The organism is Microbispora sp. H10885 (genome assembly GCF_014161415.1).
Classification (GTDB): domain Bacteria; phylum Actinomycetota; class Actinomycetes; order Streptosporangiales; family Streptosporangiaceae; genus Microbispora; species Microbispora triticiradicis.
On sequence record NZ_JABBWY010000010.1, the window covers coordinates 195,552 to 208,893 of the forward strand.

The window sequence follows — 13,342 nt, forward strand, 5'->3', positions numbered from 1 at the left end:
GGGGGCGGGCGGAACCGTTGCCCGCCGTTGGCGCTTCCGGCCGCCGGTAAAAAGCTCTCCCGGGAGGCGCTCTGCGCTCAGGGGAGGTGGGAGCCGAGCGGCCCGACCCGCAGCCCGGCGGCGCGGCAGCGGCCGACCACCTCGGGCAGCGCGCCGAGCGCCGAGCGCCACGACCCGGGGGCGGAGGTGTGGTCGCAGTCGTGCAGCAGCAGCGTGGCGCCGCCCCGCAGGCCGGGAGCCAGGGTCCGCAGCACCGACTCCGGCGTGGCCCGCCGCGTCCAGTCCTCGCCCCACGCCGTCCACAGCACCGGGCGCAGGCCGTGCCACCGCGCCGCCAGCAGCGCCTCCGCGCTCAGCACGCCGTACGGCGGGCGGTACCAGGCGGGCCGCGCGCCGGTGACCTCGGCGACGAGGCGCGCGGCCCGGGCCGTCTCCGCCGCGATCCGGCCCGGCCTGGCGACCAGGGCGTTCACGTGGTGCCAGCCGTGCACGGCCACCTCGTGCCCGGCCCGCGCGACGCTCCGCCCGAGGCCGGGGTGGCGGTCGAGCAGCTCGCCCAGCATGAAGAAGGTCGCCCGGCAGCCCAGCCGGGCGAGCTCGTCGAGGAACAGCGGCGTCGACCGGGGATCGGGCCCGTCGTCGAAGGTCAGCGCGACGTGTCCGGGCCGCCCCTCGCCCGCGAGGGCGGGCAGCAGGCGGCGTACGGCGGGCAGCCAGGCCGCGCCCGGCGCGACGTGCACCGCGACGGGCAGCAGGGCCGCCCCGGCGGCGGCCACGCGACGTCTCATCGGATTCAGTATCGCCCGTCCTGTATCAGGTCCTGTGTCCGGATTCGCCAAGCCGGGAACGAGACGGGGGAGGGCGTCCGGTGCCGCGCGTGACCTGGCGGCGCCTCGCCGCGTCGTCGTCCACTCCCTGGGAGGGGCCCATGACACCGCCGGCGGCGAAGGTGCTGATCGTCAGCGCGTCGATGGGGGCCGGTCACGACGGCGTGGCCGCCGAACTGGCCCGGCGCCTCGCCGCCGCCGGGGTCCGGGTGGTGGTGGTGGACGTGCTCGCCCTGCTGCCGCTGCGGCTGGGCACGGTCCTGCGCTGGTGGTACCGCACCGTGATGCTCCGGGCTCCGTGGCTGTACGCCCTCGTCTACCGGATCTTCTTCGTGCCGCGGCGGGCCCAGCGAGCTCGCGCGGTGTCGCCGCTGACGGTCGTGGTGGCGGCCGGGCTGAGCAGGGTGGTGCGCCACCTGCGGCCCTCGCTGGTGGTGCCGGTCTTCCACGTGGCCGCCCAGGCCGCCGGGCACCTGCGGTCGCGGGGGCGGCTGGCCGTCCCCAGCGTGGTCGTGCTGACCGACTTCGCCGCGCACCGCCTCTGGCTGCACGGGGGCAACGACCGGTATCTGTGCCCGGACGCGGCCACCGCCCTCGCCGTGACGGCCGCCACCGGCCGCCCGGCCTTCCGGCACGCCCCGATCGTGCGGCCCGGGTTCGCCGCCGTACGGGCGCCGGGGCGGAGCGGCCACGCCCGGCTCGGCCTGCCGGACGGCGACCGGATCGTGCTGGTCGGCGCGGGCGCGTGGGGGGTCGGCCGGGTCGTGCGGACGGCCCGCGCCCTGTGCCGCTCCGCAGCGCGGGACAGGCCGCGGAACAGGCGGCGGAACAGGCGGCGGGACAGGCCGGGAGACAGGCAGGAGGGCGGGCGGTACGTGCCCGTCGTGCTCTGCGGGCGCAACGAGGGGCTGCGCCGCCGCCTGTCGCGGCTGTTCGGCGAGCCGCCGGGGCCGGCGGGCCTCGCCCTCGGCTGGCGTGACGACCTGCCCGGCCTGCTCGCCGCGGCGTACGCGCTGGTGGACAACGCCGCCGGGCTGACCTGCCGGGAGGCGTTCGCCGCGCGGGTGCCTGTCGTGACCTGCCTGCCGATCCCCGGCCACGGCCGCGACGGGGTGCTCGCGATGGCCAGGGCCGGGGTGAGCGTCCACGTCCGCCGTCCCGCCGGACTGCTCCGGGAGCTCGACCGGCTCGCCCCCGGCTCGCCCGCCCGCGCCGCGCTGACCGCCCGCGCGGAGGCCCTGTTCGACGCCGAACCGGCGGAGGCCCTGCTGCTCCGCTTCGCGCGGCCGGACGGCACGGCCCTCACGGTCTCCTGACGGCCTCGTGCAGCGGCGCGTGCCGGGACAGCAGCACGCTGCCGTACAGGATGAGGGCCATGCCGGTCAGCTCGGGCAGCACCCACGGGCCGGTGCGGATGCCCTCGCCGAACAGGGCCACGCCGTACGCCGTGCTGGCGACGGGGTCGGTCACGGTCAGGGCCGGCTGCACGGCGACGAGGGGCCCGCTGTGCAGGGCGTTCTGCAGCAGGAACAGGCTGCACAGGCCGGCGGCGACCATGGCGTACAGCGACCAGGCGCCGGACAGGGCCCGCAGCCCGTCGGGCAGCACCTCGACGGTGCGCTTCATCAGCACGGCGGTGTAGGCGAAGCCGAGCCCGGCGGAGACCCCGAGCAGCACGGCGCGGGTGGCGCCGCCGGAGCTGATCGCGACCGCCACGCAGCCGGCCACGAGCCCGGCGGTCACCCCCGCCGAGATCGTCCAGCCCAGCACACCCGGCAGGCGGTCGCCCGGAGAGGGGGAGGCGGCCCCCAGGAACCCGGCCAGCCCCGCCGTCAGCGCCGCGACGGCCAGCCACGTCATCGGGGAGACGCGGATCCGGAACATCCAGCCCGCCACCAGCATCGTGATCGGCAGTTCGGCGACGAGCAGGGGCTGCACGAGGGCGAGCCCTCCGGACGCGAGCGCGGCGGCCTGCAGCAGGAACCCGGCGATCAGCGCCCCGATGCCGCCCAGCCAGGCGGAACTGCGCAGCAGGTGCAGGATCAGCCCCAGCCGGAACGCCTCGCCGGGGGGCATGCGGCGCGCGGCCCGGCGCTGCAGCACCGACGCGACGGCGTTGGCCGCCGCGGCGAGCACCGCCAGGACTACAGCGATCATGGCCCCCCTCCGCGTCGCCGCCCCCTCAGCCGGACCTCATCGGTACCCTCCCCGGCCGCACATACCGCTATCTCCCAATGAATGCTCTGAAGGCAATTTATCCCGCAAAACCGATTAATAAGCGAGATATTACGCAAAGTAGAGAATTGCTGGATTTGTGCGGGTATGGCCGTCCGCGCAAACGCAACCAGCAGGAAAGGCGGGACCAGTCATGGTTGGACCTACCGGCATCGAGCGTCACCCCGACATCGCCGAACTGCGTCAGACCTACGACCGGGCGGGTTCGACGGCCCCCGCTCAGGTACTGGAAGGGCTCTCCTTCCTGGCGGGTCTCTATCTGGCGCTCTCGCCCTGGATAGTCGGGTTCTTTCGCTTCCCCGGGCTGACCATCAGCAACCTGATCACGGGTCTCGTGGTCAGTGCCCTGGCCCTCGGGCTCGCGTCCGCCTTCGGACGCACCTACGGCATGGGGTGGCTGATCCCGCTACTCGGCGTCTGGGCGCTGGTCTCGCCCTGGGTGGTGCGCGGCGGAGGCGAGGCCACCACCAGCACCGTCTGGAACAACGTCGTGACCGGCATCGTGATCTTCGCGCTCGGCGCCGCCGCGCTGGGCATGGCGCAGGTGTACCGCCGGCACGAGCGGGGCGAGCGGAGCGGGCACCGGCTCGGCAACTGGTGACCGGCCGTCCGGCGGCCCGCCGCCCCGTGCGGCGGGCCGCTCGGCCGCGCCCTGGCGGAGCGTCACGCTGAGGCGGGCCGAGGCGTCCCTGAGATAGCCGACGAAGGCGCGCAGGGCGGGATTGGGGTTGGTCGGCCGGATCGCGGCGCCGACCCGGCGGTAGAGCCGGGGCCCCTCCACCTGGCAGACCTGGACGCCCGCCGCGCCCTGCACGCCGAGGCTCGGCACCAGGGCCACCCCCAGCCCGGCCCGCACCAGGCCGAGCGTCACCTCGTAGTGGTCGCTGCGGCAGCGGATCGCGGGGGTGAACCCCTCCAGGGCGCTGGCCCGCTCCAGCACCGACACCGGGGTCTCGGTGCCGAACGTGGTGATCCACGGATCGTCGGCCAGGTCGGCCAGCCGTACGCGGGGCCGGTGCCCGGCGGGATGGCCGAGCGGCATCACCAGGAGTTGCGGCTCGTCGAAGAGGTGGACGACCTCCACGCCCTTCGGCGCCTTCCACGGATCGAGCGCGTGCTCGAACACGACCAGCACGTCGAGCTCGCCACGCTCCACGTCGGCCAGCAGCTCGTGCGGCTGCCCGAGCACCAGGTCGAGATCGACGCCGGGGTGGCGGGCCGTGAACGACGACAGCGCCATCGGCAGCAGCCGGTAGCCCGCCGAGGCGAAGAACCCGATCCGGAGCTGCCCGGCGTCCGCCCGCGCCTGCGCGAGCAGGTCCTTCTCGGCGGACTCGATGAGGTCGAGCACCTCCTGGGCCCGCCCGGCGAGGCGGCGGCCGGCGGCGGTCAGCCGCAGGCTGTGCGCGGCCCGCTCCACCAGCCCGACCCCCGCCTCCTCCTCCAGCCGGGCGAGCTGGTGCGAGACGGCGGACGGCGACAGCCGCAGGGTCTTGGCGGCTCCGGCGATGCTCCCGGTCCTGAAGACCTCCAGGAGCACCCTGAGGCGGTGGCTGCTGAGCATGCCACCCAGTATCGGGCCGCGTCCGCGCTGGTCACGCCCGAGCGGCGGCGCCCGTCACGGTGGCGGCGACGGCGACGCCCGCCTGCCGCACGGCCCGCACGAGGGCCTGCTCGGAGCCTTCCGGCCCGTGCGCGAGCACCGCGTAACCCTCCCACCTGGCCGCCGCGATCACGCCGACGTCGGCCCGCGTCCCGGCGTCCGTGCCGGTCTTGTTCGCCACCCACACCCCTGCGGCGTACGGCAGGACCCGAGGCGGTTCGCGGTCCTCCGGCTCGTGCGGGAGCAACGCCGGGACCAGGCCGCGGTCGGTGTTGCACGCCATCCAGCCGAGCAGCAGCCGCTGCCACGGCTCCCGGCCGTACGCCACGGACCGCATGAGACCGGCGAGGTCGCGGGCCGTCCCGGTGGCGAACGCGGGCGGGTGCGCGGGCAGCCGCGGTTCCCGGATCCTGTCGTGGACGCGCGTCCCGGCCAGCCCGAGCGCGCCGGCCGCGGCGTCCACCCGGGCGAGCCCGAGCCGCCGCAGCAGCGCGTTCGTCGCGGTGTTGTCGCTGACGGACGCCGTCAGCACGGCGAGGTCGCCGATGGTCCAGCGGCGGGCCGACAGCTCGGTGAGCAAACCCGAGCCCCCCGCGTAGTCCTCGTCGAGCAGCGCGACCGGCTCGGCCGGATCGAGCGCGCCGGACGCGACGTCCCGCGCGAGCGCGGCGAGCAGCAGCACCTTGCCCGTGCTGGCGAGCGGCAGCACCACGTCCTCGTTCACCCCGAGCAGGCCGGGCACGCACACGGCCAGCGTCCCGGGGCAGGACGCCGCCAGCTCCGCCAGCGAGCCGCGCGCGGCGCCGGAGACGTCCCCCGGCCCGGCGTCGCGGGGGAGCCCGCCCCCGTCCCCGGCGCTCACCACGTCCCCGGCGATCCCCGCGTCTCCGGTGTTCACAGCGCCAGCACCCGTCCCGGGCGGGCGCCCGTCTCCTCGCCGTCACGCACCACGACCGCGCCGCCGACCACCACCGCGTCGACGCCCGCGGGCGGCAGCAGCGGCTCGGTGAAGGTCGCCCGGTCGGCCACCGCCGCCGGATCGAACACCACCAGGTCGGCGTGCGCGCCGTCGCGGATCACGCCCCGCCCGGTCAGCCCGAAGCGCGCCGCCGCCATCCCGGTCATCTTGTGCACCGCCTCCTCCAGGCCGAGCAGCCCGAGCTCGCGCACGTATCTGCCGAGCACCCGGGGGAAGGTCCCGGCCCAGCGCGGATGCGGGCGACCGCCCGGCTTCGGCACGCCGTCGGAACCGATCATCGCGTACGGCGCGGCCAGCACCCGCCGCACGTCCTCCTCGATCATGGAATGACTGATGATCGTCACCTCGCCGTCCTCGGCGACCAGCAGGTCGGCGGCCACGTCGAGGGGATCGGCGCCCGCGGCGGCGGCGAGGTCGGCGATCGTCGCGCCCTCGGCCCGCGGATGGCGGGGCGCGCAGGCAACCGAGATCCGGTCCCAGCCGCCGTTGCCGACCGTGTTCTCCCAGCCGGGCACGCCCTCGGCGATGGCCCGGCGCATCCGGTCCCGCTGGGCGGGGTCGCCGAGCCTCGCGGTCAGGGCGCGCAGCCCGCCGTCGTTCGCCCACGGCGGCAGCATCGCGGCCAGCGCCGTGCTGCCCGCCGTGTAGGGGTAGACGTCACAGGTGACGTCCATGCCGCCCGCGCGCAACTCCGCGAGGCGCGGCAGGGTGCGCTCGGTGCGGCCCCAGGCGTACCGCCCGGCGGTCTTGTGGTGCGACACGTGCAGCGCCGCGCCGCTGCGCCGGGAGATCTCGACGGCCTCCTCCAGCGCCTCCTCCACCCGCGACATCTCGTCGCGCAGGTGGGTCACGTACGGCTTGCCGTGCCGGGCGGCCACCTCCGCCAGCGCCACCACCTCGGCGGTGCCCGCGTACGAGCCGGGGGTGTAGATGAGACCGGTGGACAGGCCGGCGGCGCCCTGCGTCAGGGACGCGTCGAGCAGCGCGCACATCGCACGCAGCTCGGCGGGCCGGGCCGGCCGGTCCACCGGGCCGAGCACACCCGCCCGGAGCGTGCCGTGGCCGACGAGCGAGGCCAGGTGGTTGGCCCGGGGCACCCCGGCGTGCGCGGCGGCGAAACCCGCGAAGTCGGCGTACGCGCCGACGTCGCCGCCGAAGGTGATCCGGGTCTCCGCCCGCATGGCGGCCAGCCGCTCCGGCAGGGCCGGGAACAGGCTCGATCCGCAGTTGCCGCAGATCTCGGTGGTGACCCCCTGCAGCACCGAGGCCCGCACCAGCTCCCTGCCGGACCCGTCGCCGGACCCGTTTCCTGATCCGTCTCCCGGCCTGTCGCCGTCGCCGGCCGGGCCGAGCAGGGCCACGCCGTCGGAGTGCGTGTGGACGTCGACGAACCCGGGGGAGACGACCCGCCCGCGCGCGTCGAGCACCTCGGCGGCGCCGGCCGCCGAGCCCGGCGACGACCCGGACCCCGACCCGGACCCCGAGCCGGACGACGAGCCGGGGGGCAGCACGGTCAGCCGCCCGCCGGAGACCCCGACGTCGGCGGGCCGGGCCGGGCGGCCGGTGCCGTCGACCACCAGCCCGCCCCGGACGAGCAGGTCGAAGCGGGTCCCCGCCCCCGTCACGGAAGCCTCCTCGTCACCCGATCCGTCCCATCCGTTCCCGCCACCGGACCTGTCCCCGAGATCTCCGGGGCCGCGGGACGCCGCCCGCCCGGCCGTCCCGTACGAGCGGCCGCGCCCGGGTTCACAGGACCTGTCCCAGGAAGGCGCGCAGCCGGCCGTGCCGGGGCGCGGCGAGCACCTCGCGGGGGTCGCCCCGCTCGACGACGACGCCGTCGTCCATGAAGACGAGCTGGTCGCCGACCTCGCGGGCGAAGCTCATCTCGTGGGTGACGACCATCATCGTCATGCCGCTCGCCGCGAGGTCCCGCATGACGGCGAGCACCTCCTGCACGAGCTCGGGGTCGAGCGCACTGGTCGGCTCGTCGAACAGCATCAGGCTGGGCCGCATGGCCAGGCTGCGGGCGATGGCCACCCGCTGCTGCTGCCCGCCGGACAACTGCGCGGGGTAGTGGTGCGCGCGGTCGGCCAGGCCGACCCGCTCCAGCAGCTCCGCCGCCTGCCGCCGGGCCTGGGCGGCGGGCGTGCGGAGCACGGTGACCGGCCCCTCCATGACGTTCTCGATCGCGGTGCGGTGCGGGAACAGGTGGAACCGCTGGAACACCATGCCGATGCCGCGCTGCTGGCGGGACAGCTCGGCCGGGCGCAACGCGTGCAGCCGCCCGCCGCGCTCGGCGTAGCCCATCAGCTCGCCGTTCACCCAGATGCGGCCGGAGTCGATCGTCTCCAGGCGGTTGACGCAGCGCAGCAGCGTCGACTTGCCCGACCCGGACGGCCCGACCACGCACACCACCGAGCCGGCGGGGACGTCGAGGTCGATGCCCTTGAGCACCTCCAGCGGGCCGAACCGCTTGCGCACGGCGCGGATCCGCACCATCGGCAGGTCGGACGGCCGACCGGGTGGCCGGCCGGGTGACTGAGCGGGGGCGCTCACGAGGGCTCCTTGGACGTCAGGGGCCGCAGGTTGCGGCGTACGCGGGAGGACAGCCGCACGTGGCCGCGCTCGAACCGCTTCTCCACGAAGTGCTGCCCGACGCTCGCGATCGTGGTGAGGACGACGTACCAGATCGACGCGACGACGAGCATCGCGATGACCTCGAAGTTGCCGAGGTAGATGCGCTGCGCCACGGTGAGCAGCTCGGCCCCGGCGATGACCGAGACCATCGACGTGGTCTTCAGCATGGAGATGAACTGGTTGCCGGTCGGCGGGATGATCACCCGCATGGCCTGCGGCAGCACCACACGGCGCAGCACCTGCCGGTGCGACATCCCGAGCGACTCGGCGGCCTCCCGCTGGCCCGGGTCCACGGAGCGGATGCCGGCGCGGACGATCTCCGCCATGTACGCGCCCTCGTTGATCGCCAGGCCGAGCAGCGCCGCGGTGAACGGCGTGATGATCTCGTTCGCCTGCCACTCGATCAGCTTGGGCCCGCCGAACGGGACGCCGATCGCGAAGGTGGGGAAGACCAGCCCGATGTTGAACCAGAAGATCAGCTGCACCAGCAGCGGCGTGCCGCGGAAGAACCACGTGTAGAGCGCGGAGGTGCCGCGCAGCACGGGGTTGTCCGACAGCTGCATGACGGCGGCGAGCACGCCCAGCGCGAGGCCGATGGCCATGGAGAGCACGGTGAGCTGGATGGTCACCCACAGGCCGCCGAGGATCCTGCCGTCGGCCAGGTAGGCGACGATGACGTCCCAGTGCAGGTTCTCGTTGACGATGACCGTGTAGGCCAGCCACACGAGGAAGAGCAGGGCGGCCGCCGCGCCGAGCCACCGGCCGGGCCGCGCGGGGCGCACGGCGTCGATCGGCAGTTCGGCGGCGGGCGCCTTCTCCTGGGTCACTTCCACGGCTGGGTGTTGACCAGCACGCCGTCGACGGCGTTGGCCGTCACGCCGTAGGAGTCCAGCACGGCCTTGTAGCCGCCGTCGGCCTGAAGCTCCTCCATCGCCTTGGCGACGGCGTCGCGCAGCGCGGTCTTCCGCTTGTCGACGGCGATGCCCCACGGCCCGGCGTCGTACTGCTCGGACAGCACGTCGTACTTGCCGGTGTCCTTGGCGTACATGACGGCGACGGGGTAGTCGACGATGGTCGCGGTGGCGCGCCCGGAGTCGATCGAGAGCAGGCCGGTCGGCGCGTCCTCGCTCTGCATGATCTTCATCTTGGTGGCGCACTTCTCGTTCTGCTTCTCGCCGATGGCGAGGTTGGAGCTGCCCTTGGCCAGCACGACCGTGCGGCCGCACAGGTCGTCGAGGTTCTTGATCCCCTCGGGGTTGCCCTTCTTGACCATGATCGCGCCACCGGCGTTGAAGTAGTCGACGAAGTCGACCGCCGCGCGCCGCTCCTCGGTGTCGCTCATCGAGGACATCACGATGTCCCAGCGCCCGCCCTGCAGGCCCGGGATGAGCCCGTCGAAGGCGGCGTTGGTGATCGAGAACTTGAGCCCCAGCTTGGCCGCGATGGCCGCGCCGAGGTCGGGGTCGACCCCGGTGAGCTCCTGGGTGCCCTTCTTGTACATCTCCATCGGCGGGTAACCCTCGGAGGTGGCGACCCGCAGTGTGCCGGTCTTGCGCACGTCCTCCGGGACCAGGTCCTTGGCGGTCTTGTTCGCCGTCGCCGCCGCGTTGTCGCCCGCGGCGGTCTCCGACGACGAACGCCCGCAGCCGCCGGCGAGCGCCGACACGACCAGCGCGCCGACTATGGCCACAGATAGGCGCTTTGTCATGGAACCTCCTGTTTCGCGAACGATTGAGCTTATGCTGGCGACAGGAGGTCACGCTCGTAAGGATCGTGAACGCTTGCGGCCCTGAGCATCGACGTTCTCGATGCTCGGGCCCCGTGGTCAGCCCGCGCGGGTGGGCAAGACGCGGGAGTGGGCCGGGTGGGAGGCGGTCGCCGCCGGCCGCAGCCCCGCGCGCACCCCGCCCCGCAGCCCGGCCCGCACCCCGCCCCGCATCACCGCTCCGACCACCGCCACCTGGGGGCGCTGGCCGACCGGCGGCCGTGCCTGACGGGCTCCGGCCGTCCAGCAGACGGCGCCCGCGGCGACGGCCGTCACCAGCGTCAGCCACCCCAGGGCGCGGCCCGTCCGCAGGCCGTACCCGGAGGCGAGCCAGTAGAGCGAGAGCAGCAGCCTGGCCCGGCCTCGGGAACTGCCGAGCCGCCGCATGTCCATGGCGCCGAACGCGAAGTCGGCGGAGGTCCTGGCGTCGTCCACGCCCGGCCGCAGCCGCTCGTACAGGACGGCCAGCCGGGCGGCGTCCGGCGATCCCGGCGACTCCTGTGGCGGCTTCCGCGGCCGATGTGCTCCCTGCGGCCGGGAATCCTGCGGCCCGGCTGATCCATGGGACCGTGGCGAGGGCGGGGCCGGGGATTCCGGAGACCCGGCGAACCCCGCCGCGTCCCAGCCGCGCCACAGGTGCTCGTCGGCGAGGACGCGGCGGCGGCTCCACCACCGGACCGGCGGCCAGCCCAGCCGCAGCCGCATCCCGCCGGGCGTCGCCGCGAACAGGCACTCCCGCAGCCGCAGGCGTTCCGGGCGGCGCAGCCCGCCGAGACCGCACCCGCGCAGGTCGGCCCCCGTGAGCGTGAGCGCCGCGGCGTCGAGACCGTCGAGCGAGGTCACCCGCAGCCGGCCGGAGCGCCGGGTGACCGCCGACGTCCCGGAGAGGACGGCGCCCCGCAGGTCGAGATCGGCGTCGGACAGCCGCGCGACGAGCGGCCCGGCGACGTCCGCCGTCCGGAGTATCACGCGGCACCCGCCGGTCTCCACGTGCAGCGCCGCCCCGGCCCGCACGCCCGCGAGGGACAGCCGCCGCCCGACCCGCATCGGGCCCAGGTAGGCCGCGCCCTGGAACCGTGTTCCCTCGAAGGCGGCGGTCGCCGCGCAGACCGCGCCGCGGAAGGAGACGGCCCGGTGGAAACGGGCGCCGCGGAAGACGACGTCCCCCGCGAAAACCGCCGCGTCGAACGCAGCGAACCCGCGGAACTGCGTTCCCTCGAACGAGACGTCCTGTCTGCCGTGGAACGAGGCGTTCCGTGCTCCTGGGAACGAGGCGTTCCATGCCCCTGGGAACGAGGCGATCCGCGCCTCCGCGAGCGGGGTGTTCCGGGTCCCCTCCGACGAGACGTCCGGTGTGGCCCGGAAGGGCGGGGCGCCGGGGGACGGCGAGCCGCCGGGCGTGCTCCCGGCGGGGAGGTCGCCGAAGCGCGCCGCGCCGAACAGGGCGTCGCCGCGGATCGTGGCGTGGTCGAAGGCGGCGTGGCCGCGCACCCGCGCGTCGTGCAGGGACAGTTCGCGCGCGAACCGGGCCGCGCGGAAGGAGACGTTGCGCAGGAATCTGGCGCCGTAGAAGGAGGCGAGCCGGTCGAACCGGGCGTGGTCGAAGGTCGCGTCCCCGGTGAAGGCGACCTCGCCGAAGCGGGCCTGGCCGGTGAAGACGGCGTGGTCGAACCTGGCCCGTCCGACACGGCGCTCAAGACGGTCCAGCAGGTGGGCGAGCAGGTCCTCCGCCACGGTGGTGCCGCGCAGGTCCAGCGCCTGGCCCGGCGCGAGGTCCCGCAGGACGGCGCCGGTCTCGGCGGGCGTCAGGTGCGCCAGGCACCGGCCGTACGGCTCGCGGGCGATGCCCGGGCAGCCGGGGGAGGCGCCGCACGTCCTCCAGACGACGTCCATGAGGGCGATCTTCGGCCGGGATGTCATGTCAACGTCATACATGATGTCCCATCTCGGGACGCTAAAGCGTGATGGATAGGTAACACTGTGTATCCGCCGGGCGACCGTCCCCCCGCCGCGTCCTGCCGTTTGCCCTGGCTGGGCAGGGGTACGCGGGGTGCATGTCTGAGCAGTCCAACTCCACACCGCCACCGCAGACGCAGTCGTATCCCGGCCGGACGGGCGAGATGAGCCCCGAGCCGAGGGACGAGATGCGCGACTACACCGGACGCGACCTGCTGGCCGGAAAGCGGGCCCTCGTCACCGGGGGCGACTCCGGCATCGGCCGGGCCGTCGCCGTGGCGTTCGCCAAGGAGGGGGCGGACGTCGCCATCGCCTACCTGAGCGAGCACGAGGACGCCGAGCACACCAGGAAACTGGTGGAGCAGGAGGGCCGCACCTGCCTGCTCCTGCCGGGCGATCTCGCCGACCGCCGGCACTGCGAGGAGGTCGTCGAGCGCACCGTCCGCGAGCTCGGCGGCATCGACGTGCTGGTGAACAACGTGGCCACGCAGACCCCCGTGCAGGGCCTGGAGGAGTTGTCCGACGAGCAGTGGGAGCACACCTTCGCCGTCAACATCCACAGCTACTTCCGGGTGACGAAGGCCGCGCTGCGGCACATGCCCGAGGGCGGGTCGATCGTGAACACCTCGTCGATCAACGGGCTGCGCGGCAACAAGCAGCTGATCGACTACTCCGCGACCAAGGGCGCGATCAACGCGTTCACCTACGCGATGGCCCAGGTGCTGGTCGACCGGGGGATCAGGATCAACGCCGTGGCACCGGGCCCGGTCTGGACGCCGCTCATCCCGGCCACCTTCCCGGAGGAGAAGGTGGAGAAGTTCGGCGAGCAGGTGCCGATGGGCCGCCCGGCCGACCCGGACGAGATCGCCCCGTCGTACGTGTTCTTCGCGGCCAACCGGCTCTCGTCGTACTACACGGGTGAGGTCCTCGCGCCGATCGGCGGCGAGACGCTGCCCGGATAGCCGGGCGAGGACGGCGTGGGCCGCCCGGGTGGATCCTCCCACCCGGGCGGCCCCGGTCGTCCGCCCGCCCGGCCGCCGCGCACGGGGCGGCGACGGGACGGGTGGCGGCGGTCACCCGTTCTCGTTCAGGCGGCGGCTCTGGTCCTGCAACTCGTCGATCAACGTGGAGGCCTCGGCCTTGCTGAGCCCCTCGGGCACGTCACGCCCGGCCTCCCGGGCCAGTGTGCGCAGGTAGGACTCCTGCGGCGCGGTCATCGGCTCGTCCCCGGTCGCCCAGTCCTCGGGGTCCTTCTCCACCGGTCCTCGGTCCATCGTCCCTCCAATGTCGAACTGCCGTTCGCTCTACCCGTCGCCGGGAGACGTAACCCGGTGGAGGGG

Annotated in this window: 12 protein-coding genes and 1 pseudogene; 3 read left to right on the forward strand and 10 right to left on the reverse strand. The window is 74.5% G+C overall.

Going from position 1 to position 13,342, the window contains the following annotated elements; translation table 11 throughout:
* Positions 1-77 precede the first annotated feature (77 nt).
* On the reverse strand, positions 78-788 hold the full coding sequence (locus HHX37_RS26400) for a polysaccharide deacetylase family protein (protein WP_111701308.1): 711 nt from the start codon (positions 786-788) through the stop codon (positions 78-80).
* A gap of 80 nt (positions 789-868) precedes the next feature.
* On the opposite strand from HHX37_RS26400, the gene HHX37_RS26405 reads away from it, so the two are divergent.
* Positions 869-2,143 carry an MGDG synthase family glycosyltransferase gene (locus HHX37_RS26405; RefSeq protein ID WP_310740548.1) on the forward strand — a complete coding sequence of 425 codons (1,275 nt, stop codon included), beginning with the start codon at positions 869-871 and terminating at the stop codon, positions 2,141-2,143.
* Here the strand turns inward: HHX37_RS26405 and HHX37_RS26410 are convergent.
* Positions 2,130-2,984, reverse strand: coding sequence for a DMT family transporter (locus tag HHX37_RS26410; protein WP_111701306.1), 855 nt, complete (start codon positions 2,982-2,984; stop codon positions 2,130-2,132). The two genes, HHX37_RS26405 and HHX37_RS26410, sit on opposite strands and share 14 nt — an antisense overlap.
* Positions 2,985-3,195: 211 nt before the next feature.
* On the opposite strand from HHX37_RS26410, the gene HHX37_RS26415 reads away from it, so the two are divergent.
* Complete coding sequence (locus HHX37_RS26415) at positions 3,196-3,663, forward strand: SPW repeat protein (protein WP_111701305.1); 468 nt, start codon at positions 3,196-3,198, stop codon at positions 3,661-3,663.
* 93 nt (positions 3,664-3,756) lie between these two features.
* On the opposite strand, the pseudogene HHX37_RS26420 reads toward HHX37_RS26415, so the two are convergent.
* The 7 genes and pseudogenes from HHX37_RS26420 to HHX37_RS26450 all read right to left on the reverse strand — a co-directional run.
* A pseudogene (locus tag HHX37_RS26420) lies at positions 3,757-4,626 on the reverse strand (LysR family transcriptional regulator); the annotation flags it as partial.
* A gap of 31 nt (positions 4,627-4,657) precedes the next feature.
* Positions 4,658-5,563 carry a serine hydrolase gene (locus HHX37_RS26425; protein WP_310740550.1) on the reverse strand — a complete coding sequence of 302 codons (906 nt, stop codon included), beginning with the start codon at positions 5,561-5,563 and terminating at the stop codon, positions 4,658-4,660.
* On the reverse strand, positions 5,560-7,269 hold the full coding sequence (locus tag HHX37_RS26430; protein ID WP_182887179.1) for an N-acyl-D-amino-acid deacylase family protein: 1,710 nt from the start codon (positions 7,267-7,269) through the stop codon (positions 5,560-5,562). Before HHX37_RS26430 ends, HHX37_RS26425 begins: the two co-directional genes overlap by 4 nt.
* A 121-nt stretch (positions 7,270-7,390) precedes the next feature.
* Positions 7,391-8,143, reverse strand: a complete 753-nt coding sequence (locus HHX37_RS26435) for an amino acid ABC transporter ATP-binding protein (protein WP_182881294.1) — start codon at positions 8,141-8,143, stop codon at positions 7,391-7,393.
* 53 nt (positions 8,144-8,196) lie between these two features.
* Complete coding sequence (locus HHX37_RS26440; RefSeq protein ID WP_310740551.1) at positions 8,197-9,114, reverse strand: amino acid ABC transporter permease; 918 nt, start codon at positions 9,112-9,114, stop codon at positions 8,197-8,199.
* Positions 9,105-9,989 carry an ABC transporter substrate-binding protein gene (locus HHX37_RS26445; protein ID WP_182873536.1) on the reverse strand — a complete coding sequence of 295 codons (885 nt, stop codon included), beginning with the start codon at positions 9,987-9,989 and terminating at the stop codon, positions 9,105-9,107. The genes HHX37_RS26440 and HHX37_RS26445 overlap by 10 nt, the downstream gene beginning before the upstream one ends.
* Positions 9,990-10,106: 117 nt before the next feature.
* On the reverse strand, positions 10,107-11,966 hold the full coding sequence (locus HHX37_RS26450; RefSeq protein ID WP_182887180.1) for a pentapeptide repeat-containing protein: 1,860 nt from the start codon (positions 11,964-11,966) through the stop codon (positions 10,107-10,109).
* A gap of 134 nt (positions 11,967-12,100) precedes the next feature.
* Between HHX37_RS26450 and HHX37_RS26455 the strand changes: the two genes are divergently transcribed.
* On the forward strand, positions 12,101-12,964 hold the full coding sequence (locus HHX37_RS26455) for an SDR family oxidoreductase (RefSeq protein WP_138460824.1): 864 nt from the start codon (positions 12,101-12,103) through the stop codon (positions 12,962-12,964).
* Positions 12,965-13,075: 111 nt separating this feature from the next.
* Here HHX37_RS26455 and HHX37_RS26460 read toward each other — a convergent pair whose 3' ends face one another.
* Positions 13,076-13,276 carry a DUF3072 domain-containing protein gene (locus HHX37_RS26460; RefSeq protein ID WP_111701298.1) on the reverse strand — a complete coding sequence of 67 codons (201 nt, stop codon included), beginning with the start codon at positions 13,274-13,276 and terminating at the stop codon, positions 13,076-13,078.
* Between the last annotated feature and the right edge of the window lie 66 nt (positions 13,277-13,342).

Bases quoted from the DNA above. Each gene is read 5' to 3' on its own strand.
- HHX37_RS26455 (WP_138460824.1), top strand. From the start codon at position 12,101: ATGTCTGAGCAGTCCAACTCCACACCGCCACCGCAGACGCAGTCGTAT.
- HHX37_RS26450 (WP_182887180.1), bottom strand. From the start codon at position 11,966: ATGACATCCCGGCCGAAGATCGCCCTCATGGACGTCGTCTGGAGGACG.
- HHX37_RS26415 (WP_111701305.1), top strand. From the start codon at position 3,196: ATGGTTGGACCTACCGGCATCGAGCGTCACCCCGACATCGCCGAACTG.
- HHX37_RS26460 (WP_111701298.1), bottom strand. From the start codon at position 13,276: ATGGACCGAGGACCGGTGGAGAAGGACCCCGAGGACTGGGCGACCGGG.
- HHX37_RS26435 (WP_182881294.1), bottom strand. From the start codon at position 8,143: ATGGTGCGGATCCGCGCCGTGCGCAAGCGGTTCGGCCCGCTGGAGGTG.
- HHX37_RS26445 (WP_182873536.1), bottom strand. From the start codon at position 9,989: ATGACAAAGCGCCTATCTGTGGCCATAGTCGGCGCGCTGGTCGTGTCG.
- HHX37_RS26400 (WP_111701308.1), bottom strand. From the start codon at position 788: ATGAGACGTCGCGTGGCCGCCGCCGGGGCGGCCCTGCTGCCCGTCGCG.
- HHX37_RS26410 (WP_111701306.1), bottom strand. From the start codon at position 2,984: ATGATCGCTGTAGTCCTGGCGGTGCTCGCCGCGGCGGCCAACGCCGTC.